Source organism: Alphaproteobacteria bacterium HT1-32 (genome assembly GCA_009649675.1).
Classification (GTDB): Bacteria; Pseudomonadota; Alphaproteobacteria; order Rhodospirillales; family HT1-32; genus HT1-32.
In genome coordinates, this window is record WJPL01000001.1 from 282,439 (window position 1) to 293,262 (window position 10,824).

Here is a 10,824-nt window from a genome sequence, read left to right on the forward strand (position 1 = left end):
GATACAGGAATATACCGACGGAAGCAGCCAGAAAGGCTGCGACAACACCGGCGATAATATACTTTACAAACCCAGACTCGGAAGGTATCTTGATTCATCAAACGGAATCAGAGCCTTACCATGTCGATACTATCCAAGACCTACTTTCACGATGAAGCAGCAGCCTTCGACTATCTAGAGAGCATTCTCTGGCCGGACGGCGCTCACTGCCCTCACTGCGGTGTCATCGGTCGTTCTAACAAGATGCAGGGCAAGTCCCACCGCATCGGACTTTGGAAATGCTACGCCTGTCGCAAGCAGTTCACGGTAAAGGTTGGCACTGTGTTTGAGCATGGCCGTATCCCGCTGCACAAGATGTTACAGGCTGTCTATCTGATGACGAGCAGCAAGAAGGGTATCAGCGCTCACCAGCTTCACCGCACGCTGGAGATCACCTACAAGTCCGCATGGTTTCTCGCTCACCGTATCCGCGAGGCAATGCGTGAAGGTGACTTTGACGGCGGTCTGGGTGGCGAGAACAAGGTTGTTGAAGCTGACGAGACCTATGTTGGTGGCAAGGCTAAGAACCGCGCCTACAAGGCCCCGCCGAAGAAAGAGCCGGTGGTTGCTCTGGTGGAGCGTGAAGGCAAGGTTCGCTCGTTCCATATGCCGAGCGTAACTGCAAAGAACCTTCGCCCGGTGCTGGTAACGCAGATCGACCGTAAGTCGTTCCTGATGACTGACGAGGCAAAGGTTTATCGCGGTGCTGGTCGAGAGTATGCCGGTCATGGCACCGTCAATCACTCGATCAACGAATATGTGCGCCACGGTGGTTTCATGCACACAAACACGGTTGAGGGTTATTTCTCGATCCTCAAGCGCGGCATAACCGGCGTGTTCCAGCATGTCAGCCAGCAGCATTTGAAGCGGTATCTGGGTGAATTTGATTTCCGCTATAACACGCGGTCGGCTCTGGGTTTTGATGATGCAAAGCGTAGCGTTGAGGCGCTGCGGGGTATCGTTGGTAAGCGATTGACGTATCAAACAGCTACTTAAAAGGCGTGATTGACGTGTGAATCCGAAAGGGACACACTCTATGGAATCCCCATCGTCTGAATACGCTGGCCGCGCTAGCCGTGATCCTCTCAGGGTCTAGGGCGGTGGGGATTTCTTTCTTGATGTTGAAAGTTCCAGACAGTCATAAAGCGCGCTGTGTGGAGAGTGTCTGTTGACCAGTCTGGGTGCCCAGAACGATCCAGAACGTACTGTGCAAGGTTAGCTTTCGGTGCCTTGAGTTGTCGTTGGTTTCGTAGTGCCGCGATGGCACCCGTCACGACGTCGGCCATTTGAATCAGTGGTTCTGTATGGGATGTCAGTGCTTTTATGTCGCGTACACAGTTTGGTTTGGTTTTATATGTTTTATATGCCCTTGCGCAGAGGACGTCACGAAACCCAATCAACTCAGCGGAGTCATTACCATTGTCTGGGTAGACATATACCCCGCAAGCCTTGCCGTAGAATTTACACAAGCGGTGTAGGCAAAGCTGGAAGTACATTCTGTTGACACTAGACTCCGGGCTTCCATCATCATTTGTTTTGTGTGCGAAAGATCCGAAATCAGCGATAATCCAATGGAGCGCAGCCTGCTTTTGTTCAGCCAGCGAGAAGCAGAGATCGATAAGATCTTCATATGCCTGTCTGCGATAACCGCCACGGTAGCCAGACCATTTGAACTCACTTCCAATGTTACCAGAAGCTTTGATGTCTAGAATTTTTTGACTTATCTCAGCAAGCCTACCCTGGCGGATCGCAATTCCGCCTGCGACCATATATTGACTATTTCGATGGCTGCTGCTGTCACAGTAAAAGTGGATTTTATTGGAGTTTATCATGGGTGATAAGAGAGCAAAGACTTCGGAGAAGAGTCAATCAGACAAGTTCGTTGAAGCCGCTCGCGAATTAGAAGCGGATGAGAGTGAAGACGCATTTGAGCTTAGTTTACGGCGAATAGCCGAACAGAAACCGAAACAAGAGAAAGAAACCCCGGACAAGTGAGCCGGGGTTTTTCGTTAGGGGAATAGCATGTCTGAATCCATCGACATCAACCGGGTAACAACGAAAGCCCTTCAGGCAGAGTTATCCCGACGCGAAGGATGCAAAAGCGCATCATGCGGCCTTACGGACAGCGTTGTTGTTCTCATAAATGATAAGCCAGTGCTGGAGCATTGCGGCCCGTTAACCGCCACTCTAAATTGGGACTAGCGTGCGCTGTACTGGTCCCGGATATGGTCATTGAAGAAAGTGCCCTTTGACCGTGCTTGAAGGAATGCTTTATACACGCTCTCCGGCACACCGTAGTAATCGTACCGGTCCGGATTGTCAGTGAACCAAATCGACAAAACTAGAGTTTTGCTGTCATGCTCAATGCGAGTGATGGCGGTGGAATCGACATAAGGCACATTCGTCTCCCGATTGGATTTATATCAGGAGAAAATCTGACTCCGATGCAACCATGAGTCAATGGGTGTGCAAAGTATACAAACGCCACAACACCGGCCAGCGCCCCCGCCCCACCCAGATAAACACGATAAGTACCGGCAAATATTGCACAGACAATCGCAGTTACAGGTCCGCCAAATGCTCCGGCCAAAGTAATGATGGCGTTTCTCTGGTCCACCCTGACACCTTCGGCAATCGGGATGAAGATATGCATGGCACCAATTGTAATAAGCCCGAAAAACACCCCTGCAGGACATCTCTCATACGCGGATCAATACTTTTGGGCAGATAAGTACTGAAGTAGGCGTAACCAGCAATCAGGACAATGAATATTGATATATTATTGACGAGGGAGACAAAAACTGAAAAATCAGGCACCATGATCAATCCCTCAAGCTGACGGCTATTCATGCCGCAGGACTCTGATCTTTCTTACAGGAGACTATGAATAGAAAACACGAGCAAAGCTCGTATTTCAATGTCTTATTTCCAAGCGTAATAAATTACTGACAATTACTTGCAATACGCAAACATCAGCTGTTTTTCAGGCGACAGCTACGCTGCCTGACAGAGATCGGATTGACGAAACGTCCAGCCTCCCGGACTTGCCCGACGAACCGCCCGCAGCCCGTGCAGACCAGACAGTAAAGATGTACTTAGTTTGAAGTTGATTGAAAAACCCGGAACAGAAAACTGACCATGTCTCTGGCTATCCTTCTGCCGTTTCTTCTGACCTGCCTGATTATCGAGATCACACCAGGGCCGAACATGGCTTACCTGGCAGTTTTGAGCGCTTCGGAAGGCCGCAAGGCAGGGTTTGCTGCAACAACAGGTATCGCGACAGGGCTTTTCGTTGTCGGACTTGCCGCAGCGCTTGGTATCGCCACGCTGGTTTCGAACTCACCTCTCGCCTATCAGATTCTCAGATGGGGCGGTGTTGTCTATCTGCTCTGGCTGGCCTGGGATGCATGGCGGGAAGACGCTCAGATGTCCTCCGGCAAAACCAGTAATCCTGTTTATCCGGCAAAGTTCTTCAGACGCGGGCTAATCGTCAATATTCTGAATCCGAAGGCTGCTGTGTTCTACGTGGCCATCCTGCCCAAATTCATCGCCCCCGCGCCGTCAGCCATAACTCAGGCCATCACGTTGACCATCATCTATGTCATGATCGCAACGACAATACATAGTCTGCTCGTCCTGCTGGCCGGAACGGCGCAGCTATTCCTGGAAGACCGGAAACGCCGCATGGTCGCCCGGCGTATTCTCTCACTCGCACTGATAGTCATTGCCGTCTGGTTTGCCGCGACGACAGGAAGTGACTGAACGGGACAAACTACCGCAAGCGGGAGCCCCGGGCTTCCCTGTCAGATGCCGGCGCTATTCAGGCTGACGTCCCGGATGTCCGACGCGGCGCAAGGCAAGCAACAACGCATCTCTGGTTACCGGTTTTATAAGCGTACCTGCCCAATCGATGCCGGCTTCTTTAAGTATCTCCCGGCTGGTGATGTCAGCTGTCCAGGCAAAAATCGGAATGCTGCTTTTCTCAGAGCCCAGATTCTGTATCGCTAACGCAGCCGTAATACCATCTACGTCCGGCATATGGATATCCATCAGTATGGCATCGACATCGTTTTCCCGGATCCATTCAATTGCATCCGATGCCTTTTCAAAGGTAATGGGCCTGCATCCCAACTCGGTCAGCATGCTCTTGATCACATCACGATTGGAAGACACATCGTCGACCGCCAGGACGGACAGACCAAGCTCGACCGGAAGGCCGCTGGACGTGCTCCCGGCAGCCAGAATACCAGCCCGTTCACTTGAGATGTCATCAAAGACAAAAGTTGCCGTGAACACGGAACCAACCCCGGGCTGGCTCTCTACCGTAACATCACCGCCCATCAGCAATGCCAGCGTCCGTGAAATTGGCAACCCGAGGCCCGTGCCGCCAAACCGTCGCGTGATGGAACTGTCGGACTGCGAGAACGGATTAAAGATGGCATTTTGCCGGTCTTCGGGAATACCAATCCCGAAATCCTGCACAGTGACCTTCAGTTGAACACGCTTATTCTCAAGCTGAACAGATGACGTTTCGATCCTGATTTTGCCGCCGGCGCCGAATTTGGCGGCATTTGAAACGAGATTGTACAGAACCTGACGGAAGCGCACGGGATCGCCATTCACAAATGGGTCTGAGCCGTCTTCGACAACCTCCAGCTCGGCCATGTTTTCCTGCAGAAGAACCGCGAACGCCGAGCTGACATTTGCTATTTCATCGGAAATAGAGAACGGCTCTTGTGAAAGTTCAAGTTTCCCAGCCTCCATCTTTGCAAAATCAAGGAGGTCGTTGATCAACTCCAGCAAATGCCTTCCTGCCTGAGAAATGTTGCTGGCGTAATCGCGGATTTTCCCGGGATTGTAAATTTTCGGGTCCTGTATCGCCAGGATATCAGAAAAGCCGATAACTGCATTGAGGGGGGTTCGCAGTTCATGACTCATATTTGCCAGGAACTGCGATTTTGCATCATTGGCGGCCTCTGCCTCCTTTCTGGAATCATCAAGTTGCTGATGATACCGCTCCAGACTGCTGCGCATCGCTTCCAGTGATTTCTCGATATCACCAAACTCGTCGTCCTTGTGAGGCTTGACCTCGGACTTCAGATCTCCCGAGCCAATTCGCGCGGCGATCTTCATTATCCGGTCAACTGACGGCAGAATCTGGACAACCATAGACCTGAATATCCCGGCCCCGGAAAGAAGGATCACCGCCAATATGCAGAGGATGATATAGACGGCCCTGTCAGCCGCAGCCTCTTCCCGCGAACGTGCGTCCACAACAATCTCATCTGCACGGGCTGTTGCCGAATTCAGAATGGAAATCAGCTTTCCAAGGACGATCTTTCTGCGCTGTTCGGAAAGTCTGTCGTTCCGGTAAAGATGCTGCAACTGTTCAAACACATCTCCTGCGCCTTCAAGCCGTGCTATAAGCTCTTTAACCCCTGACCTGTTCACAGGAGAGCGGTCGTTCAGGAATTGAGCCTGAACTGTCAACCGGTCAACGATGCCTCCCCATTGCTGATTGCTCCGGGCCGCGTTGAAGGGAGAATACTCATAGGCCAGCTGCTTCATGACAGCCAGACGAGACTGGATCTCTGTGCCTGAAGCGTGAATATCTCGGGACTCTTCAAGATCTCTCGTGGTCATGTACAACGCCGTGCTGACCGCCATCATGATGATCGCGACGATAGTATATGAACTGTAGAACTTTGAACGAAGTCGCATAACGCTCAGATCATTTCAACATGTGCACGGAGTCAGGTGAAATGGCCCGAAGCGGCCTTGTGTCAATAAAGTTGAGCACGTTCGGAATAGCGGTTCTGTTTGTCAGTTTCTCTTTCATCCGCCACTCCGTTGCCAGTTCAAGAATTGACGGAATATCCTGAGGGAGCAATGCCCGGAGAGTATGGCTGCGCCATATCTCTGTCATGATCGATCTGTCTATGAGAAGTGCTCTCGACAGGCGGTCTATGGAATCTTCCGGATATGTCTGGGCAAACTTTTCAGCACGTTTTATGGCCAGCAAAAATTTACCTGCCAGAGCTTCATTCTGATCAATCCAGGATTTCGTCGAATATAGACAAAAATAGTAGAACTGATCGAGCTGGTCTCTGAAATATACCGCAAATGGTTCAATCGCATTCTCAATGCGTGCAACATATGGCTCCCATGTCAGGGCCGCGTTGATCGTGTCGGCACGCATAGCATCTACGATCTCGTCCGGAGGCAGAAAAGTCAGATCAACATCCGCTAGCTCCAGCCCGTGGAGAGCAAGATACTGCCAGAGGAAATAATGTCCGATACCGTTTTTAGTCACAGCATATCGTAACTGGCGCAGCTTTTCCGCTCCGGAAGCCGGTTCCGGCAGGCGCGCAATCAATCTGGCCGTTTGCGTTGAGGACAATGTGGCCAGCAGCCGGAGTTCATCACGTTCCAATGCAAGAGCCGTAAACGCAAAATCAGATGATGTGGCGATATCGACTGTGCCATCCAGAACAGCCCGGCCCGTCGTAATACCAGATTGCATCCGTACGATTTCAATGGGAAGGCCGTCGAAATAACCAAGGTCTTTTGCCAGCCAGATCAAAATGGCAGTAGGTGTCGCCCCGACGATCACCCTGTCCTTGTCAGCCCGGGAACGGGCGTCTGCCTGATCGGCAAAGACAAACGCACATAAAAGAAATATAAATAAAGTTGTCGGTAGTAAAGAATTTACAATTTTTGATCTTTCCATCCCTACAACCTACGAAATTATCGAAAAAGCCCAAGCAACAGAGCTTAAACGGTTTCCTCCGAAGGTCGAAGACTTTCCAGACCAGGTTATACTTAAGCAAGGTCGAACAATCTTAACTTGTCTATGCCGCCTGAAACAGGTTGCCCCTGGTTACAGGCGCCGGATCACAAACGACAGACATAAAACAGCTGTCATCGCAAAGTATGCAGCGATGGCGTGGGGGGCCAGTGACGGAAGGCCATGAATGAGCAGCATGCCGTTGCCTCCCGGTATAATGGCAGCGGACGCACCCATCATTGTTCCTCCCGAAAAACATCGCAGGGCACCCTTGAAGTGCGGATGACGCAGATCGAAGTCACGGTAGCGCCATGCGGCCGTCAAGCCGCCGAAGACGACCGTTGCCGCACATAATAGAACCGACCAGTTTTCGGTATCGAGATTAGGATCAACAAGACGGGCGGCACGGTGGGACAGGACGCTCATATAAGTCCAGTTGCCTGCCAGTGTATAAAGCAATCCGCCGCAAATACCGACGATGAGCATCGCCTGATATGGTCCCATACGCAGGGACGAAGGATTACGCAGACTGCGCAGCCCGCGGCAGTAAAGGGTGATGGTCAGGGTAATGACAAGAGCCGCAACAAAAGTCATGGCACCGGCGCTGGGTATCTCCAGCGGTGAGGCAAACAGCGTGGTGACATCGCTCGCGCTCCCGAACAACCCTACCGCAGTTGCCCCCATCACCATGCCGATGATTGTCGCACCGTACACGAGGTTCCCGCCGGTCAGGTGCGCCAGCGTGCCGAGCGCGCAGGCGTCGTTGATCCGCGCACCGATACCAAAGACGGCCCCGGCCAGAAGAACCTGGAGCGTGACGGGATAGCCGGCGGACAGGGTCGCACTGTCTGGAAACAGCCAGTGCAGCGGAATGATGACGACCCCCGCTCCCGCCGCCGCAACACCGAAGGCCCGAAAGCGGGCGGTGCGGCGGTCGACGATCAATGCCCGCGTTGCCACTACGGCGCAAATGCTGCCACGCCGGATCGCATAACCGACAAGAAACGCCAGCATCAGAAGAAATACGGTCAGCAGCATGATAAGGCTCCCGTATCCGGATCAGCCCCCCGGTCCGCAGTCAATGCAGCGCAGCGGCGGGTTCGGGCCAAGTTCGAGCGCCGCAGCCAGATTGCGCAAGGCAGTGCGCAACCCTTCTTCAAGCACCGGGTGATAGAACGGACGTTGCAGTATCTCGGATACAGTCAGCCTGCTTTCTATGCTCCAGGCCAGCAGATGCCCGATATGTTCAGCTGCAGGGCCGATCATTTCCGCCCCCAGCAACATACCTGTCGCCCGGTCGCCGTAAACGCGCAACAGACCCTTGTTTTTGCCGATCACACGCGCACGGCCCTGATCCTCGAACGACACCTCGCCACAGGCAAAGTCAGTCTTTGTCTGTATCAGATCCTTGTATCCGCGTCCCGCAATGGCAATCTGCGGGTCAGAGAACACGACACCCAGCCCAGTACGACGCAGGCGGCGGTAGACCTGCGGATAGCGCGCAGCGTTTTCACCGGCAATGCGGCCCTCGTCGGCAGCCTCATGCAGCAAAGGCAGATCGACAGCGGAATCACCGGCCACGAAGATCGAGGACGCCTCACCGGCTTTGGTTTTCGCCTGCATGGACTGGTGATCTATATCCGGTGTACCGCGATCGTCCAGCGCCAGCGAAGTATTCTCAAGCCCGATGCGGTCGAGGTTCGGCCTGCGCCCTGTCGCGGCGAGCAGATAGTCGAACCGTTCTACTCCGGTATCCGACGCATCGTTGCGATCGGTCCAGCGCACAACAATTTCGTCTCCTTCCCGCGTGATCTTGGTGTCGGCATCGAAATGCGTCGTAAACTCGTCGCCAAATGTTTTTCTGGCATAACTCACCAGATCGGGATCGCTCAGTGGCCCAACGGAATTGCCCAACCCGAACAGATGCACCCGAACCCCCAGCCGGGACAGCGCCTGGCCCAGTTCCAGCCCGATCACACCCGCGCCAAAGACGGCGACAGAACGCGGCAGGTCCAGCCAGTCAAACACATCATCGTTGATGATTAGCCGGTCGCCAGCCACTTCGAAAGGCGGTGGCACGGCGGGACGCGACCCGGTGGCAACGATGACCGTACGAGCCGTCAGTTGCGTGCCATCCCCAAGCTCCAGCGTGGTGTCATTGATAAAACGCGCATTCTGGCGAATGAGATGACGATCGGGGAAATCGTCCACCATCTCCTTGACGAAACCTGCGAAACGGTCCCGCTCGCCGCGGACACGGTTCATCACAGCAACGCCATCTATGGTAACAGGCCCCGCCGAAACGCCAAACCGGCCGGTGTGACGTGCCTCATGTGCCGCATCGGCAGCAGCAATGAGCAGTTTGGAGGGCATACACCCCACACGGGCACAGGTCGTACCCAGCGGACCGCCATCGATCAGGGCGACCCTGTCGGTCTGTTTCACAGCCTCGCGATAAGCTGCCAGACCTGCTGTTCCTGCGCCCAGAATGGCAACATCTGCATCATAATCGTTCATCGTTTCATTCCTTTGATAGTTTGCCAGCCTCACGCTGTTTGTCTGACACGCAGCAGTGCGTCCAGATTGCCCGCGACATCAAGGCCGCATGGCAGGCCTTCGGTGTGACAGGACGGAAGCCCCCGCCAGGACGGCAGGGGCCAAAGGGATCAGCTGTTGCGTGCGATGCGTCGCAGGGCATCGCCCGACAGGAAGACCACCGCCGCCAGAAGCACGATGTCTTTCAGCAGGAACTGACCCGGCACAACGGACAGGGCGGGGAAGCCGCCGAGGCTCGGTTCGGTGACAGGAGCGGTGAACAGGAAACTTGCCGTAACAAAGAAGGTTGCCGAGGCCCCCAGTGACCCCAGGAGCGACACCCTGGGGAATTTCACACCAATTACAAGCAACAGCGCAATCGCGATCTCCGCCGATCCGATCAGGTTCGACGCACCCTGCACACTGAATACGCTGTAGAGCCAGCTCGTCAGGGGACTGGACGCAACCAGCCCTTCAATCGCGCCTGCTTCATAGGCAGTGAATTTCATCGCGCCAATCCAGCCTAGAACGACCGCACTGGTGAAACGGATTGCGTGGGTACCAACATTTGTGACGATGTCACCCAGGTCGTGGATATTCGTGGCGGAAGCTGATGTGTCTGTAGCATATGTCATGTCTGTTTCCTTTGTTGACCAAACGGTCTATATTTAAGCCAAATTGTTCATGATTAGCGTTGATAACCCATTCTTACGAATTAAATACCGATTGGTCAATAATTATTTTATCACAGATTTCTGAAGGAGGTTTCACATGCAGCAAGCAGGACGTCCGAGAAAATTCGATCCGGACAAAACAATGTCGCAGATCATGCAACTGTTCTGGGAACACGGCTACGAAGCAACGGGCCTGAGTGACATCATCGCAACTACCGGGCTGGGCAAAGCAAGCCTGTATGCCGCATTCGGTAACAAGCAATCGATGTATCTCAAAGCTCTTGCACATTATGAGAACCGAATGGTTGAGGCGGCGGTGTCGAGCCTGCGGTCCCCGGACATGGCTCCACTGGAACGGATCGATGCCTTCCTCTCCGAACCGATCAAGGCTGTACGCGATCACACGGACAGGCGCGGTTGCTTCCTGTGCAACGCCTCTGCAGACCGTGCATCGCTGGACGACGATACGGCCGCACTAGTGCGCCAAGCCTACGACAAGATGTACCGTGCCATCGCTGATTCCTTGTCCGAAGCCTTTCCCGATATGCCAATTGTGACGGTTACCACCCGGTCTCAACTTGTCCTGACGGTCTATTCCGGCCTCCGTGTGATGGCACGATCGGGTATGACCGCTGACACGCTCTCACTCGCCAGAAACGCCGTCATGGACACACTCGGAGCCCCAGTCAGGTAAAATCGAACCAGCTCCCTTTCGCCGCCAGATACCAGGACCCGCACTGAACGAAGCTGACACCACCCGGCCATGCACGGCAGTGCGATTCAACTTGA

12 protein-coding genes are annotated in these 10,824 nt (G+C 53.7%); 4 read left to right on the forward strand and 8 right to left on the reverse strand.

All coding sequences use genetic code 11. The features are described from left to right. Nucleotides 1-120 precede the first annotated feature (120 nt). Nucleotides 121-1,035, forward strand: coding sequence for an IS1595 family transposase (locus GH722_01300; GenBank protein MRG70391.1), 915 nt, complete (start codon nucleotides 121-123; stop codon nucleotides 1,033-1,035). Nucleotides 1,036-1,124: 89 nt separating this feature from the next. Here GH722_01300 and GH722_01305 read toward each other — a convergent pair whose 3' ends face one another. Further along, complete coding sequence (locus tag GH722_01305) at nucleotides 1,125-1,871, reverse strand: DUF3800 domain-containing protein (GenBank protein MRG70392.1); 747 nt, start codon at nucleotides 1,869-1,871, stop codon at nucleotides 1,125-1,127. Here GH722_01305 and GH722_01310 point away from each other — a divergent pair. After that, complete coding sequence (locus GH722_01310) at nucleotides 1,870-2,034, forward strand: hypothetical protein (protein MRG70393.1); 165 nt, start codon at nucleotides 1,870-1,872, stop codon at nucleotides 2,032-2,034. The two genes, GH722_01305 and GH722_01310, sit on opposite strands and share 2 nt — an antisense overlap. Before the next feature lie 203 nt (nucleotides 2,035-2,237). Here the strand turns inward: GH722_01310 and GH722_01315 are convergent, their stop codons facing one another. Further along, nucleotides 2,238-2,438, reverse strand: coding sequence for a KTSC domain-containing protein (locus GH722_01315; GenBank protein ID MRG70394.1), 201 nt, complete (start codon nucleotides 2,436-2,438; stop codon nucleotides 2,238-2,240). Then, entirely contained in the window at nucleotides 2,381-2,692 is a 312-nt protein-coding gene (locus tag GH722_01320) for a hypothetical protein (GenBank protein ID MRG70395.1), read from the reverse strand. The genes GH722_01315 and GH722_01320 overlap by 58 nt, the downstream gene beginning before the upstream one ends. A gap of 485 nt (nucleotides 2,693-3,177) precedes the next feature. On the opposite strand from GH722_01320, the gene GH722_01325 reads away from it, so the two are divergent. Continuing rightward, nucleotides 3,178-3,801, forward strand: coding sequence for a LysE family translocator (locus GH722_01325; protein ID MRG70396.1), 624 nt, complete (start codon nucleotides 3,178-3,180; stop codon nucleotides 3,799-3,801). A gap of 54 nt (nucleotides 3,802-3,855) precedes the next feature. On the opposite strand, the gene GH722_01330 is transcribed toward GH722_01325, so the two are convergent. The 5 genes from GH722_01330 to GH722_01350 form a co-directional block, all read right to left on the reverse strand. Then, the gene (locus GH722_01330) at nucleotides 3,856-5,760 is read right to left on the reverse strand and encodes a response regulator (protein ID MRG70397.1); all 1,905 of its coding nucleotides are present in this window, start codon (nucleotides 5,758-5,760) and stop codon (nucleotides 3,856-3,858) included. Between the two features lie 10 nt (nucleotides 5,761-5,770). Further along, entirely contained in the window at nucleotides 5,771-6,769 is a 999-nt protein-coding gene (locus GH722_01335) for a hypothetical protein (GenBank protein MRG70398.1), read from the reverse strand. Between the two features lie 150 nt (nucleotides 6,770-6,919). Further along, nucleotides 6,920-7,864, reverse strand: coding sequence for a YeeE/YedE family protein (locus GH722_01340; protein ID MRG70399.1), 945 nt, complete (start codon nucleotides 7,862-7,864; stop codon nucleotides 6,920-6,922). Nucleotides 7,865-7,885: 21 nt separating this feature from the next. Continuing rightward, nucleotides 7,886-9,343: a dihydrolipoyl dehydrogenase gene (locus tag GH722_01345; GenBank protein ID MRG70400.1), complete on the reverse strand. Its 1,458-nt coding sequence runs from the start codon at nucleotides 9,341-9,343 to the stop codon at nucleotides 7,886-7,888. Nucleotides 9,344-9,492: 149 nt separating this feature from the next. Then, complete coding sequence (locus tag GH722_01350; protein ID MRG70401.1) at nucleotides 9,493-9,996, reverse strand: DUF417 family protein; 504 nt, start codon at nucleotides 9,994-9,996, stop codon at nucleotides 9,493-9,495. A gap of 136 nt (nucleotides 9,997-10,132) precedes the next feature. On the opposite strand from GH722_01350, the gene GH722_01355 reads away from it, so the two are divergent. Then, nucleotides 10,133-10,729, forward strand: coding sequence for a TetR family transcriptional regulator (locus GH722_01355; GenBank protein MRG70402.1), 597 nt, complete (start codon nucleotides 10,133-10,135; stop codon nucleotides 10,727-10,729). The last annotated feature ends 95 nt before the right edge of the window (nucleotides 10,730-10,824 follow it).